Origin of the sequence: Nonomuraea sp. NPDC049624, assembly GCF_040675255.1 — a bacterium.
Lineage (GTDB): Bacteria > Actinomycetota > Actinomycetes > Streptosporangiales > Streptosporangiaceae > Nonomuraea.
The window spans coordinates 72264-92491 of the sequence record NZ_JBFAOR010000020.1; the positions used below are offsets into that span (position 1 = coordinate 72264).

The following is a 20228-nucleotide window of genomic DNA, read 5'->3' on the forward strand; positions in this document are numbered from 1 at the left end:
TTTCAGGCGTTCTCGGCCGTCTTCTTCAGACGTTCCAGCCAGGCCGTCAGCGAGGCGTCGAGCGCGGCGGCCATGCCCTCTGCGTCGGCGCGGATGGGGTCTCCGTCCCAGGACTCCTCGGTGCGTACCAGAACCGTGCCGTCGACCTCGGTGAACGTCCACTGGTGGATGCCGTCGATACCGTGGGCGGGGCCGCCCCACAGGATGCGGTACGGTTCCTCGACCGCATACACGGTGGAGGCGATCTCCATCCCGAACGTGGTCCAGTGGAAGACCGAGCCGGGGGCCAGGGGGCCGTCGGCGGAGGCGGCGGTGATGTCGTCCTGCCAGGCGGTCCAGCCGGACACGTCGGTGTGCAGGTGCCACACCCGCCGCAAGGGCGCGTCGATCGTGATGGAGTGGCGGGCGACGACGGGGGCGGAGGTGTCGATTCCGGTGATCACTTGTTGTCCTCGATCCAGTGGCCGTGGATGCCGGCGGGCACCCTGCGGGGGAGTTCTACGGTGGCGATGGGGTCGCGCGCGATGTCGGTGGCGTCGAGCACGAGCAGCTGGGAGGCGTCGGCGTGCAGGTCGCTGACGATGGTGAGCAGGTAGCCGTCGTCCTCGCCGGTCGCCCCCTCGGCGGGGACGAACACGGCCTCGCCGGGCATACGGTGCTCGCCGTGGGACAGCAGCTGCCGGCGTCCGGTGGCGGTGTCGAACTTGATGGTGTGGTAGCCGGACAGGCCGGCTCCGGGGAAGGCGACGGCGTAGCTGTAGCGGTTGGTCGCGCCGGTGAGGTCGTCGTTGATGGAGGGGAACTCGGTGGCGAGGTCGTCCAGGGGCTCGTCGGTGGCCTTGCCGGTGACGGGGTCGAGGATCCAGCGGTGCAGGGTCGAGCCCGCGTCGGGGCTGACTCCGTACCCCGGCGCACCGATCCACCACTTCCAGGAGCTCTCCCACGACGAACGGTCGTAGCGCGGGCCTTCGACGACGACGCGTCCGTGCCGGTCGACGTAGGCGTTGGTGACGTGCAGCAGCGCGGCCTGCTCGACCTCGAACCAGGTCACCCGCGACGGGCCGGTGCGCGGCATGACCCCGATCCTGAACGGCACGTCGTCGTGCCACCGGTACGGGATGCCCGAGTGCTCGGAGTGGTCGAAGACCACCGGCGAGTTGAGGAACACGACGTGCTCGCGGGTGATGGCGAAGTCGTGCATGAGCGAGGGGCCGGAGCCGTCGACGGCCTCCGAGCGGACGATCTCCCCGGAGGGGGAGGCGACGTGGTAGGTCAGGTAGGGCGGGAACGGGCTGTAGCTGTAGAAGTGCAGCTCGCCGGTGACCGGGTCCTCCTTCGGGTGGGCGGTCATCGCGCTGGTGAGCTTGCCGCCGAAGTCGTACACGCCGACGGTGTCGAGGTCGGCGGTGACCTCCCAGGGCAGGTTGGCCTCCTGGAGGGCGAGGTAGCGGCCGCCGTGGAAGATGATGTTGGTGGCGGCGGCGCTGACCTCCAGCTCGGTGCCGGTGAACGGCACGCCGTCCAGGAACGGGGTGCGTACCCAGCGGTTGCGGTACCACTCCGCGCGCCCTCCGGACAGCCGCACGCCGTGGATCATGCCCTCGCCCCTGAACCAGTGGCTGGGGGTGATGCCCGGCTTGGGGTTGTGGCCGTTGCGGAAGTAGCGGCCGTTCAGCTCGGGCGGCAGCGTGCCGCGCACGGTCAGCTCGCGAGCGGTGATCTCATCGGTGACCGGGGTGAAGTGGCCGGTGAGGTACGGCTTGGACAGTTCAGTCATCGAAGGGCGTCCTTTCGGATCGTGACAAGGGTGATCAATACGGTCAGGAGGGCGATGAGGGCGGCGGCCACGAACGTTCCGCGGTAGCCGCCGGTGAGCGAGACGGTGGTCAGGACGGCGAGCCCGATCGCGCCGCCGATCTGCCGGCTCGCGTTGACCAGCCCGCCGGCGAGGCCGCTGTCGGCGGCCGGCACGCCCGCCGCCGACAGCGCGGTGAGCTGGACGAACGCCGCTCCCAGCCCTGCGCCGATCAGCACCGACGGGCCGAGCAGCGCGTTCACGAAGGTCCCGCCGGACGGGGATCGGGCGAGCCAGGCGAGCCCGGCGGCGAGCAGGAGCAGCCCGCCGGCCAGCACGACCCGGCCGGACAGCCGCCGGGTCAGCCGGGGAGTCGCCCAGGAGGCCAGCGTGATCGTCAGCGCGAGCGGGAGCTGGGTCAGCCCCGCCTCCATCGGCGTGTAGCCGAGCACGCGCTGCTGGTGGAGCGGCAGGAAGAAGAACAGGCCGAGCCAGACCGCGCCGAGCAGCGCCATCAGCACGTTCGCCGCGCCGACCGGCCCGGCCCGCAGGATCCGTACGGGCAGCAGCGGATCGGCCGACCGGCGTTGCAGGCGGAGGAAGAGGCCGAGCAGCAGCACCCCGGCGGCCACGGCGGGCCAGACGCCGCCGGACACCCCGTACGTGAGAGCGGTCAGCCCCAGGGTGACGGCGAGCGCGCCCGGCAGGTCGAGCCGTCCGCCGCGCGGCCGGTCGGCGGGCAGCAGCCGCCAGGTGGCCGCCAGCACCGCCACGGCCAGGGGGACCATGACCCAGAACACCGAGCGCCAGCCGTAGGCGTCGCCGAGCAGGCCGCCGAGCAGCACGCCCGCTGCCCCGCCCACGCCGGAGACCGCGCCCCACACGCCGAGCGCGGCGCCGCGTCGTGGCCCGTCGTGGTACAGGGTCAGCACCATGGCCAGCGCGGTGGGCGCCAGCAGCGCCGCGCCGACGCCCTGGACGGCTCTGGCCACGATGAGCGTGACGACGTCGTACGCGAGCGCCGCGCCGAGCGAGGAGGCGGCGAACAGGGCGGCGCCGGTCAGGAAGACGCGGCGCAGGCCGTACACGTCGCCGGAGCGGCCGCCGAGCAGCAGCAGCGACCCGAAGGCCAGGACGTAGGCGTTGACCACCCACGACAGCCCGGCGGGATCGAGCCCGAGCCCGGCGCGCAGCTCCGGCAGCGCGACGTTCACGATCGAGGTGCTCAGCACCACGAGGAACTGAGCCGTGGCGAGGGCCGCCAGCGGCGTCCAGCCCGTCGTGACGGTGGCCGGGGAGACGGAAGCGCTGCTCATGGCCATGACACTCGCAGCGGACGGGGAACGCTCGCGTCGGTGGTTCTCACCTATCCGGGACCGACCCGCCTACGTATGACCTACGTCATTACGCAAGGATTGCCAGCATATGGACGCATCGCTGGTCGGACGACAAGAAGAGATCGCACGCGTGGACGCGCTGCTCGACGCGGCCCGGAAGGGGCAGGGCGGAGCCCTGGTCCTGCGCGGCGAGCCCGGCATCGGCAAGACGTCGCTGCTGCGGCACGCCGAGCGGGCGGCAGGCGACTTCCTGGTCGTGCGGGCCTTCGGCGCGGAGTTCGAGATGGAGTTGCCGTTCGCCGTCCTGCACCAGCTGTGCGCGCCGCTCCTGGGCGACGTGGCGGCGCTGCCCGGCCCCCACCGCAAGGCGTTGGAGATCGCCTTCGGCCTGGACACCGGCACCCCCGATCCCTTCCTGGTCGGCGTCGCGACCCTGGGCCTGCTGGCCGAGGCGTCCCCGGAACGTCCGCTGCTGTGCCTGGTCGACGACGCGCAGTGGCTCGACCACGCCTCGGCGAGGGCGCTCGCCTTCCTGGCGCGCAGGGTCGCGGGCGAGCGGGTGGCGCTGCTGCTGTCGGTACGGGAGCCGTACCGGCTGCCCGAGTTCGGCGAGCTGCCGGCCCTGGAGCTGAAGCGCCTGTCCGAGCTCGACGCCCGCGCGCTGCTGGCCGCCGCGATCCGCGCCCCGCTGGACGAGCGTGTACGCGACCGCATCCTCGCCGAGGCGCGCGGCAACCCGCTGGCGTTGCTGGAGCTGCCGAGAAGCGCCGGCCTGGCCGGGATGGCGGGCGGTTTCGCGCTGCCCCCGTCCGTGCCCGGCGTGATCGAGCAGAGCTTCCGCGCCCGGCTGGAGTTGCTGTCGCCGCAGGCCCGGCTGCTGCTCACCGTCGCCGCGGCCGACCCGGTCGGCGACCCCGGGCTGCTGTGGCGGGCGGCCGAGCGGCTCGGCATCGAGGCGTCGGCCGGCACGGAGGCCGCGGCGCTGGTCGAGTTCGGCACCAGGGTCCGCTTCAGCCACCCTCTGGCCAGGTCGGCGGCCTACCGGGCCGCCTCGGCGGAGGACCGGCGGCGGGCGCACGAGGCGCTGGCCGCGGTGACCGACCCGGCCGCGGACCCCGACCGGCTGGCCTGGCACCGCGCCGAGGCCACCACGGGCCCCGACGAGCAGGTCGCGGCCGAGCTGGCACGATCCGCCGCCCGCGCCCAGGCCAGGGGCGGCCTGGCCGCCACCGCCGCCTTCCTGGAACGGTCCGCCGCGCTCACCCTCACCCCCGACCTGCGGACCGAGCGCGTGCTCGCCGCCGCCCAGGCCAAGCTCTCGGTCGGCGCGTACGACGTGGCCGCCGAACTCCTCACGGCCGCCGAGACCGCCCCGCTCGACCAGCGGCAACGGGCCAGGATCGACCTCCTGCGCGGGAAGCTCTCCTTCGCCCGGCGCCGGGGCGGCGAGGGGCCCACGACGTACCTGCTGAGCGCGGCCGCCCGCCTGGCCGGGCTCGACCCCGCCTGGTCGCGGGCCTGCTACCTGGACGCGATGGAGACCGGCATCCTGATCGGCGGCCTCGGCCCGGTCGTGGCGGCCGCCCGGAAGGCCCCTCCCGCGCCCGAGCCGCCCACCAGCGCCGACGCCGTCCTGGACGGCCTGGTCACCCTGGTCACCGACGGGCACCTGGCCGCGGCGCCCGTCCTCGGGCCGGTCGTCGGGAACCCCGGTGACGAGGTGTGGGCCCGCTGGCCGTCGATGGGCTTCATGCTGGCCGTGGAGCTGTGGGACCACGACGCGCTGCACGGCATCCCCGCCCGCGTCGTCGCGGCGGGCCGCGAGTCCGGCTCGTTCCACCTGCTGCCGATCGGGCTCGCGATGGCGGCCACGGCCGCTGTCCATGCGGGAGACTTCGGCGCCGCGACGGAGATGATCTCCGAGGAGGAGGCCATCGCCGCGGCCACCGGCGCCGCGCCCCTGGTCTACCCGCGCATCCATCTGGCCGCCATGCGCGGCCGCCGGAAGGAGGCGGTCGAGCTGTTCGACAGCGTGCTCGCGGCGAGCCAGCGGATGAGCCTCAGCGTCCAGTGGGCGACGAGCGTGCTCAACAACGGCCTGGCCGACTACGGGGCGGCGCTGGAGGCCGCCCGGCAGGCCGTGGCGCACGGCGACCTCGGGCTGTCCGGGCTGGCGCTGCCCGAGCTGGTCGAGGCGGCCGTACGCTGCGGCGAGACCGACCTCGCCGCAGCGGCGCTGCGTACGCTCTCCGAACGTGCGCGAGCCGGCCGGCAGGCGTGGGGCCTCGGCGTCGAGGCGTACTCCCGCGCCCTGGTCACCGAGGACGAGGACGCCTACCGCGAGGCCGTCAACCACCTCGACGCCACCCCGATGGCGATCTACCGCGCCCGCGCGCACCTGCTGTACGGGGAGTCGCTGCGCCGCCAGGGACGTCGGCGCGAGGCCCGCGAGCGGCTGCGCACGGCCCACGAGCTGCTGTCCGACCTCGGCGCGCAGGCGTTCGCCGACCGCGCGGCGGCCGAGCTGCGCGCCACCGGCGAGCACGCGAGAAGCCGCTCGTCGCAGGCGTCGGACCAGCTCACGCTGCAGGAGCTGCACATCGCCCGGCTGGTCGCCGACGGCGCGAGCTCCAAGGAGGTGGCGGCCAAGCTGTTCCTCAGCCCGCGCACGGTGGACGCGCACCTGCGCAACATCTTCCGCAAGCTCGGCCTCACCTCCCGCAGGCAGCTAAGAGACCTCCCCGGCATCCGCTAGCCGCATGGTGGTGCACCTGGCCTCCGGCCCCGTGATCGTCAGCACGGGGCCGGGCCAGCTCAGGCCGTACTTGGCGCGGTAGGCGCGGGAGACTCGCTCGACCAGCGCGGGCTCGTCCACGGGCGCGAGCCGTACGGGGACGGTCGTCCCGTCCAGCTCGATCTCCGTCGCCGCACCCGCCAGCACCCTGCGGTACCACCCGCTCCGGTGACCGAACGCGGAACGGACGAAGGCGACGCCGTCCATCACCACCACCCAGATCGGCCGGGCCGACCACCTTCCGTCCGCATGCCGCACGCGCATCACGATCTCCTCTGCCTCGGCGAGTCCGTCCATGGGCTCACAGTGCCGCCGGGCGAGCCGCGACCGCGTCGGCGATGACTGCCTACCTCTCCCGCGTAGGCAGGTTTCACCGACGCGAGCGGCAGGCGGTCGCGGGCACAGTGGGCGGCATGACAACGACTGACGACATCTCGTCCACGGTTCGCGGCGAGCACAAGCCCGCGAAGAAGAACAAGGCCAGGCGGCGGGCGGCGAAGGGGCTGGCGTGGTTCGCGCTGCTCCTCACGGCCGGGCTCGTCCTGGCCGAGCCGTGGCTGCTGCTCCCCGCCGCCGCCCTGCTCGCCGCGATCGCCCTGTGGGACTGACGCGCGATGGCCCAGCCCTCTTCCTCACCGACATGCTGCCGGCCCTCGCGGTCATGGCCGCCGCGGCCGCGCTCGTAGCCCGGCGGTCCCGCCCGCTCCCGTACGCCGCCGCGGCCCTTGTCCTGGCCAGGCTCGCCGTGACGAGCCTGCTGCTCACCGGCGGGCTGCCGCCGGCCGGGACCCGGTTCGTCGTCCAGGCGCCGGACCGAAAGCCAGGAACGGCTCCGTCATCGGACGATCGAGGCGGAGCACCAGAGCGTGGCTTGGGCGGCCTAACGACGCGAACAGGAGCGTCGCCAACAGGAGCCCGTCGCCTCCTTCACCAAGTGGGCGGTTTGCGGCCGGCGACGCGGACCGGAGCGGGGGCCCGACGAGGACGCGTTCACTGAGATCGGGTGGGGTGACATCGGCCTGGACTCATGCCCGAGAAGCTAGCCGGAAACCCAGACCCGTAGGTTCGAGGGTTTCCGATGTAATGAGAGGTCACACTTTCGGACTCAGCACCGGCCCGCATCAGGCGGTCACGGGTGCACCCAGCGTAGACGGTGAGCGTTCCCGGATTGACTGGAGAGTCCCGCCACCAGCTCGGTGCCCTTGGCCTCGGCTTGAATGCGATCAACTGGTGGAACAGCCGCTACATCGACGCCGCCCTTGCCCGGCTGGAGGCCGGTGGCCTGGGCGTCAGCCGTGAGATCAAGGCCCGCCTGTCACCTCTGCTGTTCGAGCACATCAACTTTTATCTGGACATGTTGCCCAGTCGTCATGATCCTTTCCTGGGCGCCTGGTCACTCATGGGTGTCGAAGGGTTCGTCGCTCCAGCGGAACCAGGCTTCGGTGTCCTTGATGTGGAGCATAAACTCGGCGACCGGTGTGCCGTCGGCTTTGACGAGGGTGATCGCGTCAGTGATCTGCTTGTAGGCCAATTCCCATGCCTCCACGTCGAGTTCGCCCTCGTGGTCGATGAGGGCGAACTCTGCTTCAAAAAGGTGGCGGACATTCTCGAACCCGTCTCCGGCGACGAACCGCCCGTTGAGCCAGGGGAAGTCTGCATCGGCGACGTGGATCTCCCCGATGGGGATCTCGCCTCGAAACAGTCGCCACACTTGTCCAGGCCGCATGCCGGCATCAATCATGACGAGGTTCTATCCGACGTCAGCGACAGTTCTCGGTGCCGGGACCGTTCTCGGTTGACTCACCGAGGTCGGTGAGCAGCTCGCAGATGCGGCCTGAGATGGCTGTGTGGCGTTCGGCTTCGCGGGGCCAGCCCTGTTCGATGGCGCCCTGGATGAGCTGTTGTTCGCGGGCCAGCCGATCCCGTAGTCGTGGAGCGTACCCGCTGGTGGTGAAGAACTTCGAGCAGCGCAAGTATGCCTTGCGCGGGGTTCGTGCTGGTGCGTCCCGCGAGCCTGCCTCGCGGTCGGTGCCTGGGGTGTAAGCGGGCCGGTCTGGTGGCAGACAAGTGCGAAGACTCTGCCTCTCACGCTCGTGTGCTCACAGTAGAAGCCGCGGGGCAGCGCTGAAGGCATGGACATGCTAGATCTCCGAGGTGGTCGCCCATCCCGAGACTTGCTCGGGGGGTGAGAGGACGGGTGAGAGATCCGCTGGTGTGCGCAGTGCTACTGCGCCTCCGGACGGTGAAAGCCATTCGCTGGTGCGGCCGGTGCTGCCAGTCGCCCGTTTCGTTGGGGTCGGCCTAGCTCATCTGACCGATTCAGGGTTTTTGTTCTTATTCCGGCGCTCGGCAGGAGCTCCGTACGCCGGCGTGCTGGAGGAAGTGGAGCTTCCCGCAGGGGCGACGGCGGGGGAGAAGCTGTCCGTGTTTATGTGTCTCCCATGTCCACGGATGCGAAGGCTGATCCTGATTCTTCACGTCGTGGCGTCAGGGCGCGGCTGCGCGGGTGTGGTGGGCAGCAGGGGTGTGACGGTGGGGACGCGGAGGCGTTCCACGGCGTCACGGGCCTCTTCGTCGGGGCGCACGTCGTAGCGGAGTGTGGTGCTGGGGCTGGCGTGGCCGGCCAGGCGGGCGGTCATGATCGCGTCGGCCTGTGGCAGGAGGTTGGAGATGAAGGTGCGGCGCAGGTCGTGCGGCCGTACCGGCGTGGTGGCGGCCTGTTCGGTGCGTTTGGCGAGGATGTCGCGTACCGCTTGCGGGTTCATCTGCCAGGGACGGCCGTCGGGGGTGCGGCGTACGGCGCCGCCGCGGGTGAGACGGGGGAACAGCGGGCCGCGGTGGGTGCCGCGGGAGGCGAGCCAGGCCTCCAGGCGGCGGGCGGCGAAGGAGTTGACGGGGATACGGCGCTGTTTGTCGCCCTTGCCGATGACGGTGAGCATGCGGCGGGACCGGTCGTAGTCGGCGTACTGGAGGGAGACCAGTTCGGCGCGGCGCAGGCCGCAGGCGTCCAGGACGGCGATGATGGCCGCGTCACGGAGCCCCGCGCTGGTGATGGCGCCGGCGGGGGAGCGGTCGGCGTCGCAGGCGGCGATGAGGGCGCCGATGACGGTGTCGGGAACGTGCTGGCCGGCCGGCTCCCGGTGGCCGGTGAACGGGGCCAGGGCGACGGCGCGCTGATGGTCGTCGGTGCTGAGCAGGCCCAGTTTCCAGGCTTCCTTGAGCACGCCGCGTAGGGCGGCCAAGTGCTTGTTGCGGTAGGCGGGTGACCAGTCCATCTGGTCGATCTGCTCGCGGATCCAGGCGGTGTGCTCGTAGCGCAGGTGGTGCCAAGGCTGACCTTGGCCCGTCACCGCGGGGTTGTCGAGATGGTCGCCGGTGAGCATACGTGCTATGTGGTCCAGGCAGATCCGCATCACGCGCCGGGAGTCGGCACTGCCCAGGCGCCCCAGATAGAGCAGGTACGGGTCGCGTGCAGGAGCGACCGGCGCCAGTCCTGCGGCGGGGGCGGGGAACGCGGCGGTGGGGAGCAGTCGGGCAATCGGCCCGGAGGTCGTGTCGGACTCGGTCACGCTCCCTACCCTAGCAGAGATGATCTTTGAGAACTTCACTTCTCAGTGATCATAAGTGAATCGCAGGTGCGAAATGCTAAACAGGGGATTGATAGAGCATGTGCTGATGCTAATTTGGCGGCGTGACGGAGATCAGCGTAGATTCGGGCGAGCCGCCCACCCGCGGTCAGGACCAGTCCCACCCTGAGGCGCCGGCCCAGGAGCCAGCGCCTCAGGGGCCGGGCGTGGATGAGCGTGTGCGAGGCGGGCGTGGCCACACTCGCGACTGCCTGGCGCTCGCCACCGACGATGTGCTGCGGCAATGTGCCCGGCCGGGCTGCGGGCGGGCCAAGCCCGAGCGGGAGCCCGGCAAGGGCGGTCGCCCCAGCAAGTACTGCTGCAAGCTGTGCGGCAACGAGGCCAGCCGCGCCGCCGACAGCGCCCCTGCCGCGCTGGCCACGCACACGGCGGTCAGCCTCTTCGCGTCTGAGGCCGATCAGATCCGCCTCGCTCTGCACCAGCGCGACGCCCAGCTGGCCGCCGAGCTGGAGGACCTGCGTCGGCTGGACGAGCGCCTGGAGCAGGTGGGGGAGGCCATCGCCACCCAGCTGGCCCAGGCCGAGACGCGCGTGCAGCAGGCCGAAGCCGACGCCGAGCAGGCCCGCACCTCGATGCGCGCCGCTCAGGCCGACCGCCAGACGGCCGAACAGGAACGCGACGCCGCCCTGCACGCGCAGCAGGAAGCCCTCGACGCTCAGCGCGCGGCCGAGGAGCATCGCGACCGCATCCACAGCGAAGCCCGCGCCAACGCCGAGCGCCTGGGCATCCAGATCGGTCAGCTCACCACCCAGCTGCACGACGAGCAGAGCCTGACCTCGCGCCAAGCCGAGCAACTGCGCGCCCTGGAGGCGGATCTGTCCCGCGTCACCGACCTGGCCGAACAACGCGGCGCCGCCCTGGCCGAGCGCGACGGTCAACTGCACCAGGCCCGTGCCGACCTGCACCGCCTGAACGAACAGCTGGAACAGACCGGCGAACACCTGGCCACCGCCCGGCAACAGTTCGATCAGGCCACGACGGCCGCCGAGCAGGCCCGCGCCGAAACCCGCGCCGTACGGGAGGATCTGGACAGCCGGCAGCGCCGCTTCGAGGACGAACGCGAACGGCTACAGGCTCAACGTGACCAGGCGCGGCTGGAGCAGGCCACCGCCGAAACCCGGCTGGAGATGGCCGAACGCGAACTGCAGACGCTGCGCAACCAGCTCGCCGCCGCCCAGGCGGCCACGGGCATGGTGGTGCCGTCGCTGACCGATGTCGACGGCCGGCCAGGCGTCTGGTTGCCCGGGGGCGCCTTCGACGCCGTAACCCTGCAGGAAGGTGTGGTAACGCTGCACCGCGGCGACGGGACCATCGCACTCGGTGAGGCCGCTCAGTCGCCAGCGCAGGCGCGCGCCCTGAGCGCCGCTCTGCAGGCCGTTACCGCTTCGCCCCCTGGCTAAGGGCGTGACCCCGGCAACACACGATCACCAAGGCGCAGCTTCAATAGCGAGAAGAGCCCGAGGAGGTTCAGAAGGGGGCGGCGCTCTGGGCGGGTGGAGGGTGGGCGCTGTCAGGAGGCGTCGACGAGGTCCGCCAGTTGGAGGCGATCGGGGGCGACGCTGACGTCGACTTGCCGGAAGAGGCGGCGTTCGCGCTCGTTCCAGCTGGCAATCTGGGTGGTGATGGCCGGGACGTCGGTGGTACTCCCGGGGCGGATGGGGGGCATGACGAGCATCGGAACGAAAAGTCCCGTTAGCGGAGCTCGACTCGGCTCCTTGCCGTGACTTTTCGTTCGGTTGCGCTTCACGGACGGGTTCCCGCAAGTCACGAACCCAGGCTGAGTCCCGCGAGCTTGGGACCGCGAGTCAGATGGGGAAGCGGTCGACGCGGAGGACGGCGACCTCGCATTGTTGGCTTTGATGGTCTCCACCAGCACCGCTTGTAGGTCAGTGCTGACACCACCCGGACCAGGAGGGCACCCTAGTGTTGGTGGGAGTTGACACCACCCTGGCGGGCACGCAATCGGAGCTCGTAGAGCAGGCCAAGTGGCGGGAGCACCCCAATCGGGACGCCCCCGAGCACGTCCGCGATCAGGTCGAGCTGTGGGCGGGACACGCACGCACCGAACTGGAGTGGGCGAAGAGCCTGAGCAAACGACTGTCTGAGGGCGCCTACACCATGGCCGATGATCCGGGTTCGTGGCGAACGGTCCCCGGTCACCTCAAGATGCGCTTCTAATCAACCTTGACTAGACGTTTCCTCCTCGTGTACTCTGGCTAAGTAGTCAAACTTGACTAGCCTCTACCAATCCGCTCGCAACACCGGGACAAGGAATCGAACCCATGGGAAAGTTCGCGATCGAGACGAGAGGGTTGAGCGGAGGTGGGCGCGTGTCGGCGACGAAGCTTCTGGTACTCGGTATCGTGCACCTCTCCGGCGGCGCGCATGGCTACCAGGTGCGGTCCGAACTGCAGAGCTGGGGTGCGGAGAGTTGGGCCAAGATCAAGCCCGGCTCGATTTATCACGCACTGAAGAAGGCGGCGGCTGATGGCCTCCTCACCGAACACGCCGAGCCGGGCAACTCTGGGCCGGAGCGCGTTCTGTACCGCGCGACAGCTCGGGGACGTGACGAGATGGTCGAACTGGTCCGCGACGGTCTGCGGCGCACCCACGACGCGGACATGCTCAACGCGTCCATCGCCATGTTGCCCATGCTGACCAGGGCAGATGCCATCGCGCAGGTTAACGAGCGGGTCGCGCGCCTGGAAGCGGAGCTCGTAGAGCAGGCCAAGTGGCGGGAGAACCCGAACCCCGACATTCCCGAACACGTCCGCGATCAGGCCGAACTGTGGGCGGGACACGCACGCACCGAACTGGAGTGGGCGAAGAACCTGAGCAAACGACTGTCTGAGGGCGCCTACACCATGGCCGATGATCCGGGTTCGTGGCGAACGGTCCACGATCCCCTCAAGATGCGCTTCTAATCAACCTTGACTAGACGTTTCCTCATGCAGTCTGGCCAAGTAGTCAAACTTGACTAGCTCAACCAATCCGCTCGCAACACCGAGACAAGGAATCGAACCCATGGGAAAGTTCGCGATCGAGACGAGAGGGTTGAAGAAGAGCTTCGGCACGACCCACGCGGTCGCCGGTGTGGACCTGGCCGTGAGCGCCGGGGGCGTGTACGGCGTGCTCGGTCCGAACGGGGCGGGCAAGACCACCACGATCCGCATGCTGGCCACGCTCCTGCGCCCCGACGCCGGAGAGGCGCAAGTGCTCGGCTACGACGTCGTGCGTGACGCCCAGGCGGTGCGGAGCAGGGTGGGCCTCACCGGGCAGTTCGCGTCGGTCGACGAGGACCTCACCGGGGTGGAGAACCTGTTGCTGCTCGCCAGACTGCTCGGCTACTCACGCCGCCGAGGCAGGCAGCGGGCGACCGACCTGCTCGACGCGTTCGGTCTTGCCGAGGCGGCCGACCGGCAGGTGAAGAAGTACTCCGGCGGGATGCGCCGGCGCATCGACATCGCGGCGAGCCTGGTCGTCACCCCCGAACTGATCTTCCTCGACGAGCCCACGACCGGGCTCGACCCGCGCAGCAGGAACCAGGTCTGGGAGATCGTCAGGGGCATGGTCGCCGAGGGCGCCACCGTGTTGCTGACCACGCAGTACCTCGACGAGGCCGACCAGCTGGCCGACCGGATAGCGGTGATCGACCACGGGAAGGTCATCGCCGAGGGCTCGAGCGGCCAGCTCAAGGCATCGGTCGGCGCCGGCTCGCTGCACGTGCGCCTACGTGCGCCCGAGCAGCGGGCCGAGGCCGAACGGGTCCTCGCCGGCGTCCTCGAGGTGCCGGCCGAGCCGTCCGCCGACCCGGCCGCGCTGTCCGCGCGGATCTCCGACCCCGAGCGGGTCGCCCGCGCCCTGGCCGAGCTGTCCCGCAGCGGCATCGACGTCACCGAGTTCGCGCTCGGTCAGCCGAGCCTGGACGAGGTGTTCCTCACCCTGACCGGACACGCCGCCGAGGAGACACCCGAGGAGGTTGCCGCATGAATGCCACGACCGCGGAGCAGGCGTCGGCGCCGGTCACCGAGGACGCGCTGCGCAGTGTGCTGTTGGCCGGCGAGCGGCCGTCTCGCCCCGGCCCGGTGCTCACCTCGTTGACATTCGGCTGGCGGGCTTTGCTGAAGATCAAACACGTCCCGGAGCAGCTCGTCGACGTGACCCTGTTCCCGATCATGTTCACGCTGATGTTCACCTACCTGTTCGGCGGCGCGCTCGCCGGGTCGACACAGGAGTACCTGCAGTTCCTGCTGCCCGGCATCCTGGTGCAGGCGAACGTCATGATCACCATGAACACCGGCATCACGCTGAACACCGACATCCAGAAGGGGGTGTTCGACAGGTTCAGGTCACTTCCGGTGTGGCGACCATCCCCGCTGGTCGGCGCCCTGCTCGGCGATGTGATGCGCTACTCGATCGGGTCGGCGATCGTGATCACGCTCGGCCTGGTCCTAGGGTTCCGGCCGGAGGGCGGCGCCGTCGGCGTGGTGCTCTCGGTGGTGCTGCTGCTGGTGTTCTCGTTCTGCCTGTCGTGGCTGTGGACGATGCTCAGCCTGATCCTGCGCACGCCGAACTCGGTGGCGGGGGTCAGCATGATGGTGATGTTCCCGCTGACGTTCGTGAGCAACATCTTCGTGGACCCGAAGACGATGCCCGGGTGGATGCAGGCGGTCGTCGAGGTCAACCCGATCACCCACCTGGCGACCGTGGTACGCGGCCTGATGGACGGCTCGGTGCCCGCCGGGGAAATCGGCTGGGTTCTCGTCTCGTCCGTACTTCTCGTCGCGGTCTTCGGTCCCATCACCATGGTCCTCTACCGCAACAAGAAGTAGATGCCGCTACCGCGAGCACCTGGTCGAAATCAACTCCGACAACCCGGCCCACTCGGCCAACGCCATCACCGGTACCAGGCCCAGACACGACAAGGAGAGCCGAATGAGCACCATCCCCAAGAACAACTCGGAAACCGTTGCGCACACGCCCGGGCGGGCGACCAGCATCGGGGTCTGGATTCTGCAAGTCATGCTGGCGGCGATAATCGCCGGCGGCGGAATCTCGAAGCTCGCCGGCGACCCGGTCATGGTGGACATGTTCGCCGACATCGGGGCTGGCCAGTGGCTCCGGTACCTGGTCGGAGCGCTGGAGGTCGCGGGAGGGGTTGGACTTCTGATCCCGGCTCTGGCGGGCCTGGCCAGTCTCGGGTTGGCGGCATTGCTGACCGGTGCTGTCATCACCGATCAGTTCGTGCTCGAGCAGAGCCCTTGGCTGCCGCTCGCCCTTCTCGTCGTGGCGGCCGTGATCGCAAGGGCGCGGTGGTCGCGCACCGAGGCCGTCGTCGGCACGCTGCTCAGGCGCTGAGACAAACCTCTCGAACGGAGATGTGAGATGAACGAGATGGCCTTTCGCGTGACATCAAACGATGGCACCACCATCGCCTACGACAGGGAAGGAAGCGGTCCGGCCGTCATTCTGGTAGGCGGGGGACTCGACGACGGGGTGGAGAACGCTCCCTTGGCGCCGGCTCTCGCCGAGCACTTCACGGTCTACAACTATGCCCGTCGGGGACGCGGCGCGAGCGACTTCACCGAGCCTTACGCCGTGGAAAGGGAGATCGAGGACCTGGATGCGTTGATCGCCGAGGCGGGCGGCTCGGCACACCTGTTCGGGGCGTCCTCAGGCGGCGCGCTGGCGATGGAGGCCGCCGCGGCCGGGTCAGCCATCGACACGATCGTCGTGTGGGAGGTGCCCTACGCGGTCGGGGACGACATACGCCCGCGATTCGAGGAGTACATCGCAGACACCCGACGCGCCTTCGACGCCGGGCGAGACGAGGAGGTTCTCGAACTGTTCATGCGCATGACCGGCGCCTCCGACGACAACATCGCGGCCAGGAAAGCGGCAGGCAAGCAGACGGCGCATTGGGCGCATTCGGTCGCCCTCGCGCCCACGCTGGTCCACGACAGCGTCTTCCTCAACCGCTACCAATTGCCGGCCGATCGACTGGCAACGGTCACCCAACCGGTCCTGGTCACCACCGGAGGCCCGATCACGGCCCCCTACATGGCAGGCCTGCCCTCGGACTTCTTCGACCGCGCAGCCGACGAGCTTGCAGACCTACTACCCCACGCTCAACGGGAGACCCTCGAGGGGCCGGATCACGTCGTCGACCCACAGACCGTCGGCCCGCTGTTGCTACGGTTCTTCAGCAGCGAACACTGAGGGGCCCGCGAGGTGTTGCGGGAAGACCAATTAGGCACCGCGCAAGCAGATCTTCGTCGCGCCAGGGACACGGGGCGGACAGGTGGCGTCGAGCCGGCTACACCGCCTCCGCCTTGCCGCTCTTCGCCCTGGCCCACGCCGTCCTTGCCGCAGCCGTTGCCACCGACCGAGCCGCCGGAGCGTCCTGGGACGAGATCGCCGCTGTCCTCGACATCAGCCCAGATACCGCCAGCCGCCACTACCGCCACTACCGCCACTGACAGATGGTGTCGATGCGCGTACGGGTGCCGGTTACCTACTCGCTAGCGCGGTTCGCAACCGCTTGGCCTGTTGCGCGCGCATCTCGAACGGCACTTTGACCTTATCTGGGTCGGGCTGCGAGAAATCGTCCCCGTGGAAGCGCGGGATCACATGAACATGCAGGTGGTGGAGGACTTGCCCGGGGATGCTGTTGTTCTGCTGAACGATGCTCCCGACAGCGTTGAAGGCCTTGGGCACAGCGGCTACGACGCGGCTCACCACCTCGAATATCTCGTTCCGAAGCTCCGTCGATGCGGTATCCAGGCTGGTGACATGCTCGGTCGGCAGGATTAGGCAGTGCCCCATGTTCCTCGGACGCTGATCAGGAACAGGCACGACAAAGGTATTCGACGTGCGGTACGCGACCAGCTCAGCATCGGCTTCGCCTGTCCCAATGAGGCAGAACGGACACATGATCATCCAGCGATGATGGCGGAATTGATCCATCTCTTGTCAAGGTTCCACCCCTACACACCGTTACCTCGCCCGTCGGCGTCTCAACTGATCATCTGGTTCAGCGACACGCACTTATCGAGGTGCTCGGACAGAACGCGGAACCTGGCAGAGATCCCGTTCCACTTCCTTGGAAGCGGAACGGCACGGCACGCTCGGCTGCCGGATCATGCGAACCGGGCATTCCGGCAGAGATCGCGTTCCAGAAGTCGTCCCACAATGCGCATCGTGTCCGCCGTGACCTTCAGGTCGGCGCGTGCTCCTCCGGTGCCGTCGCCGTGACCGATCACGTGGTGGCCTTCGAGCGTGGCCAGGAGCGGACATCGGCCCTTCCCTTGGCGCCGACGCGGTCAACGTCATCGTGTGTGACCTGGCAGCGCGCGTGTGCCCTTCGCCGACACGGTCACCGCGCACAGCCTGCGCGCCGGCGGCGCCACCGTCGCCGGCGTCCCTGTCGCGGTCATCGCCAAACAAGGCCGCTGGGCTCCCGCCTTACCCGTGGTCTTGTGGTACATCAGGGCGGTGGATCGCTGGCGGGACAACGCCATGCGGAATGTCGGCCTCTGACCGGCAAATGTAGGTTCTCAGATTCCGTGTCACTTTCTCATTCGCAATGACACCTGAATCGCACAAATGACATGAGGTTGAGAATTCGTCAGCGGCATCAAGGACTTTGGTCTTAACCTTCACATACTGAGATGTATTGCTTACCAACAGTAGGCGCGCGGCATCTCATCTGCGGTGATCCGTGATGTGGGGGTTCTGTATGGGAATGTCCGCCGCCCTCTCGGCGACCCTGTGCTTTCGCTCTCGGGAGGGTGATCTAGTCAAGGACGCAGAGTGGTTGGGAGTCCCCCTCGACACGCTGCGAGCCGCCGTACCCTGGCGCACGTTCCGCTGGAGTAAAGGGCAGAAGCATTACTCGGGCACATACTGGTCGGCCACTCAATGCGACCATGTGATCTACGAATCTCGCCTTGAGCTGGCCCGGCTTCTGTTCGCCGACTTCGACACTTCCGTCCTGGGCATCATCGCCCAGCCTTTCCTTCTTGCAGTCACGCTCGACGGCGCGGCCCGCAGGCATGTTCCCGACTTCCTGCTGCTGACCACGACCGGTCCAGTGATCGTTGACGTCAAGCCCGCCCACCGCGTGACGGCGACGAGAGTAGCCGTCACCTTCGCCTGGACCCGGCAAGTGGTCGAATCCCGCGGCTGGCGCTACGAGGTCTGGAGCGAGCCTCCGACCAGCCGGTTGGAGAACATCCGCTTGCTCGCTGGGTATCGGCGCCCCTGGCTGTTCGACCAGCACCTGACGAACGCACTGATGAGCGAACCGTTCGATGGCGTGAGCCTGACTGACGTGATTTCCCGCCAATCTCGATGGCCGGAGCAGTCGGTGAAAGCGACCGTGCTGCACTTGCTCTGGAAGCAGCATTTCGCGACCGATCTGGATCACCCCCTCAGCCGGGGTCACCTTCTCTGGACGCCGACATGACCAAGGGGAGCACGAGAATCGGAGTCGGGACTCGTTTCCACTATGACGGCGAGATTGTTGAGATCGTCCAGATGCTGCCAACCAGCGCGGGCAACGAGGTGCTCCTGAAGAACGGCCGCGGACAGGTGTCACGCATTGCCCTGCGCGAACTCCTCGCATCGCCCCGCACCCGCATGATTCCTGACGAGCCGGGCCCATCCGATCGCGACGCCACTCAGCATGCGGCGGTGATTCTGGATCAGCTCGACGACGCCCAACGGCAACAGGTTCGCGAACGCGCCGCACACGTCCGTGAGGTCCTCACTGGCTTTCGATCTGGCAGCCCCGATTTGGCAGCCGAGGAGGAACCTCGGCCCCAATTCCGTCCAGACCTCCCGTTGACCAGCCGCTACGCGGCGAAGGCCGCAGAGTTGGGGGTGACGGCGCGCACCATCAAGCGCTGGGTCGCCAACTTCCGCGTTCATGGTGAGGCTGGATTGGCTCCGAAGGTGAGCACCACCAACGAGTACGGGAGGGTCGACGAACGCTGGGTGGAGACAGCGTTGGAAATCATGGCCGAGCATGTCGAGGAGTCGAAGCCGTCACGCTCCATGGTGATCCGCCGCACCGAGGCTCGACTGCAGGCACGTCTTGGGCAAGACGGGGTGAAACTGCCCAGCAAGGCGACCTCCTTTCGAGTGCTGGAGCAATTGGAGAAACGTCAGCCGACGTTCCGGTTGAGCACCAAACGGAACCGAGACATCGCCGAGCGGCCGGATGGCGTCTACGGCAAGCTGCGGCCGACCCGGCCGGGTGAGTACGTGCTGATGGACACCACGCGGCTGGACGTCTTCGCCTTGGACCCGGTGACGTTGCGGTGGCTGCAGGCCGAACTCACGGTCGCGATGGATTGGTACAGCCGGTGCATCGTGGGTGTCCGGGCGACACCGGTTTCGACGAAGTCCATCGACGCCAGCTCGGTCCTCTACCAGGTCTATCGGCCGAGGCCGCCGGGCAGAAACTGGCCGGCGCACGCAGTCTGGCCCGAGCACGGGATTCCTCACTCCGTGCTGCTGGACGTCGAGGCGATTGAGGGCCCGATAGCCGAGGCGTCCGCCAGGCAGCGGGGCGCGGCGGGGCCGGCGCTGGTGCCCGAGACGATCGTTGTCGACCACGGGAAGATCTATGTCTCGGAGCATCTGACCAGCGTCTGTCAGCGGCTCGGCATCTCTATCCAGCCGGCCCGGCTGCGAACCGGCCGCGATAAGGGGCCGGTGGAGCGCTTCTTCCGCACCCTGCGCGAGGACCTGCTGCAGTCCTTGCCCGGCTACAAGGGGCCCGACCTGCACTCCCGTGGCGTGAACCCGGAAGCTGACGCGTTCTACTTCCTGGACGAGCTGGAGGCGATCATTCGGGAGTGGATCGCGGTGGATTACCACCTGCGGCCGCACGACAGCCTGATCGACCCGCACGTCCCGGGATTGCGCATGTCACCGGCGCAGATGTTCGAGCACGGCATCGCCCGCGCCGGCTACATCGAGGTGCCTCGCGATCCGAGCCTGGCGTTCGAGTTTCTGCAGGTGAAGTGGCGCACGATACAGCACTACGGCGTGGAGGTCGGGCGCCGCTACAACGGCGCGGCCTTGAATCCCTACCGCGGGCAGAGCAGCACTTATACCGGTCGGAACGCCGGGAAGTGGCCCATCTACGTCGATCCCGATGACATCACGAAGGTCTACTTCCGCGATCCCGACACCGCTGGTGAGCCCGTGGGGCGGCGCTGGCACGTCCTGGACTGGGAGCACGCTCCCGCCTTGGACATGCCGTTGAGCGAGGAGGCTCTGCAGTTCGCCCGCAAGCTGGCCGCGGCCAAGTACACCTTCCCCGACGACCGGCTCGCGGTCGCCGACCTACTGGAACGCTGGAAGATCGGGCTGGGGACGTCGGTCGCCGAACGGCGCATGGCCCTGCGCATCTCCCGCGAGCAAGCCGCGATCGAGCTGCCCGCCACCGCCGCGGAAGCCGTCTCCGAACTGCCGTCCGTGCGTCACGTCCTGGAACGGTCGGCCGCGCCCGCCACCTCCTTCACCGACGACGGGGCCGCAGAGGAGCCCGATCCGCCGCAGGGCGATGACGACGACGAAGACGAACTCGACTTCTACGCCGACGCGCTGGAGGACGTGTGACCGTTACCGACAGTCCGCCAGTC

Annotated in this window: 19 protein-coding genes and 1 pseudogene; 12 read left to right on the top strand and 8 right to left on the bottom strand. The window is 68.8% G+C overall.

Translation table 11 applies throughout. The annotated features are described in order from the left end of the window. Window positions 1–2 precede the first annotated feature (2 nt). From AB0J76_RS46655 to AB0J76_RS46665, 3 genes are read right to left on the bottom strand one after another with little or no spacing between them, the layout of a single operon-like run. Window positions 3–443 (bottom strand): SRPBCC family protein, encoded by a 441-nt coding sequence (locus tag AB0J76_RS46655; RefSeq protein ID WP_352331253.1) that lies wholly within the window; start codon window positions 441–443, stop codon window positions 3–5. Continuing rightward, complete coding sequence (locus tag AB0J76_RS46660; protein WP_352331255.1) at window positions 440–1777, bottom strand: carotenoid oxygenase family protein; 1338 nt, start codon at window positions 1775–1777, stop codon at window positions 440–442. Before AB0J76_RS46660 ends, AB0J76_RS46655 begins: the two co-directional genes overlap by 4 nt. Further along, on the bottom strand, window positions 1774–3111 hold the full coding sequence (locus tag AB0J76_RS46665; protein WP_364393803.1) for an MFS transporter: 1338 nt from the start codon (window positions 3109–3111) through the stop codon (window positions 1774–1776). Before AB0J76_RS46665 ends, AB0J76_RS46660 begins: the two co-directional genes overlap by 4 nt. A 109-nt stretch (window positions 3112–3220) precedes the next feature. On the opposite strand from AB0J76_RS46665, the gene AB0J76_RS46670 reads away from it, so the two are divergent. Next, window positions 3221–5887 (top strand): LuxR family transcriptional regulator, encoded by a 2667-nt coding sequence (locus tag AB0J76_RS46670; RefSeq protein WP_364393806.1) that lies wholly within the window; start codon window positions 3221–3223, stop codon window positions 5885–5887. Here the strand turns inward: AB0J76_RS46670 and AB0J76_RS46675 are convergent. Further along, a complete protein-coding gene (locus AB0J76_RS46675) occupies window positions 5861–6223 on the bottom strand; it encodes a DUF2255 family protein (RefSeq protein ID WP_364393809.1) in 363 nt (120 codons plus the stop codon). The two genes, AB0J76_RS46670 and AB0J76_RS46675, sit on opposite strands and share 27 nt — an antisense overlap. 116 nt (window positions 6224–6339) lie before the next feature. Between AB0J76_RS46675 and AB0J76_RS46680 the strand changes: the two genes are divergently transcribed. After that, window positions 6340–6534, top strand: coding sequence for a hypothetical protein (locus AB0J76_RS46680; protein WP_352325154.1), 195 nt, complete (start codon window positions 6340–6342; stop codon window positions 6532–6534). Between the two features lie 545 nt (window positions 6535–7079). After that, window positions 7080–7262 (top strand): annotated as a pseudogene (locus tag AB0J76_RS46685) (Tn3 family transposase); the annotation flags it as partial. A gap of 57 nt (window positions 7263–7319) precedes the next feature. Here AB0J76_RS46685 and AB0J76_RS46690 read toward each other — a convergent pair. After that, entirely contained in the window at window positions 7320–7667 is a 348-nt protein-coding gene (locus AB0J76_RS46690; protein ID WP_352325157.1) for a hypothetical protein, read from the bottom strand. A gap of 733 nt (window positions 7668–8400) precedes the next feature. Beyond that, complete coding sequence (locus AB0J76_RS46695; protein ID WP_352325152.1) at window positions 8401–9495, bottom strand: tyrosine-type recombinase/integrase; 1095 nt, start codon at window positions 9493–9495, stop codon at window positions 8401–8403. 224 nt (window positions 9496–9719) lie between these two features. On the opposite strand from AB0J76_RS46695, the gene AB0J76_RS46700 reads away from it, so the two are divergent. Further along, the gene (locus AB0J76_RS46700; protein WP_352325151.1) at window positions 9720–10973 is read left to right on the top strand and encodes a hypothetical protein; all 1254 of its coding nucleotides are present in this window, start codon (window positions 9720–9722) and stop codon (window positions 10971–10973) included. Between the two features lie 110 nt (window positions 10974–11083). Here the strand turns inward: AB0J76_RS46700 and AB0J76_RS46705 are convergent, their stop codons facing one another. Beyond that, window positions 11084–11248 (bottom strand): hypothetical protein, encoded by a 165-nt coding sequence (locus AB0J76_RS46705; protein WP_364393814.1) that lies wholly within the window; start codon window positions 11246–11248, stop codon window positions 11084–11086. A gap of 254 nt (window positions 11249–11502) precedes the next feature. Here AB0J76_RS46705 and AB0J76_RS46710 point away from each other — a divergent pair, with 254 nt between their 5' ends. The 6 genes from AB0J76_RS46710 (at window position 11503) to AB0J76_RS46735 (ending at window position 15792) form a co-directional block, all read left to right on the top strand. Beyond that, window positions 11503–11751 carry a hypothetical protein gene (locus tag AB0J76_RS46710; RefSeq protein ID WP_352325149.1) on the top strand — a complete coding sequence of 83 codons (249 nt, stop codon included), beginning with the start codon at window positions 11503–11505 and terminating at the stop codon, window positions 11749–11751. 104 nt (window positions 11752–11855) lie between these two features. Next, a complete protein-coding gene (locus tag AB0J76_RS46715) occupies window positions 11856–12497 on the top strand; it encodes a PadR family transcriptional regulator (protein ID WP_352325148.1) in 642 nt (213 codons plus the stop codon). 100 nt (window positions 12498–12597) lie between these two features. Continuing rightward, the gene (locus AB0J76_RS46720; RefSeq protein WP_352325147.1) at window positions 12598–13563 is read left to right on the top strand and encodes an ATP-binding cassette domain-containing protein; all 966 of its coding nucleotides are present in this window, start codon (window positions 12598–12600) and stop codon (window positions 13561–13563) included. Beyond that, window positions 13560–14405: an ABC transporter permease gene (locus tag AB0J76_RS46725; RefSeq protein WP_352325146.1), complete on the top strand. Its 846-nt coding sequence runs from the start codon at window positions 13560–13562 to the stop codon at window positions 14403–14405. The genes AB0J76_RS46720 and AB0J76_RS46725 overlap by 4 nt, the downstream gene beginning before the upstream one ends. Before the next feature lie 103 nt (window positions 14406–14508). Beyond that, window positions 14509–14931: a DoxX family protein gene (locus AB0J76_RS46730; protein WP_352325145.1), complete on the top strand. Its 423-nt coding sequence runs from the start codon at window positions 14509–14511 to the stop codon at window positions 14929–14931. 27 nt (window positions 14932–14958) lie between these two features. Beyond that, entirely contained in the window at window positions 14959–15792 is an 834-nt protein-coding gene (locus AB0J76_RS46735; protein ID WP_352325144.1) for an alpha/beta fold hydrolase, read from the top strand. A gap of 291 nt (window positions 15793–16083) precedes the next feature. On the opposite strand, the gene AB0J76_RS46740 is transcribed toward AB0J76_RS46735, so the two are convergent. Beyond that, window positions 16084–16539 carry an HIT family protein gene (locus AB0J76_RS46740; protein ID WP_352325143.1) on the bottom strand — a complete coding sequence of 152 codons (456 nt, stop codon included), beginning with the start codon at window positions 16537–16539 and terminating at the stop codon, window positions 16084–16086. Between the two features lie 778 nt (window positions 16540–17317). Between AB0J76_RS46740 and AB0J76_RS46745 the strand changes: the two genes are divergently transcribed. Both AB0J76_RS46745 and AB0J76_RS46750 read left to right on the top strand, forming a co-directional pair. After that, window positions 17318–18040, top strand: a complete 723-nt coding sequence (locus AB0J76_RS46745; RefSeq protein WP_364393821.1) for a TnsA-like heteromeric transposase endonuclease subunit — start codon at window positions 17318–17320, stop codon at window positions 18038–18040. After that, window positions 18037–20205 (top strand): hypothetical protein, encoded by a 2169-nt coding sequence (locus tag AB0J76_RS46750; protein ID WP_352325142.1) that lies wholly within the window; start codon window positions 18037–18039, stop codon window positions 20203–20205. Before AB0J76_RS46745 ends, AB0J76_RS46750 begins: the two co-directional genes overlap by 4 nt. Window positions 20206–20228 lie beyond the last annotated feature (23 nt).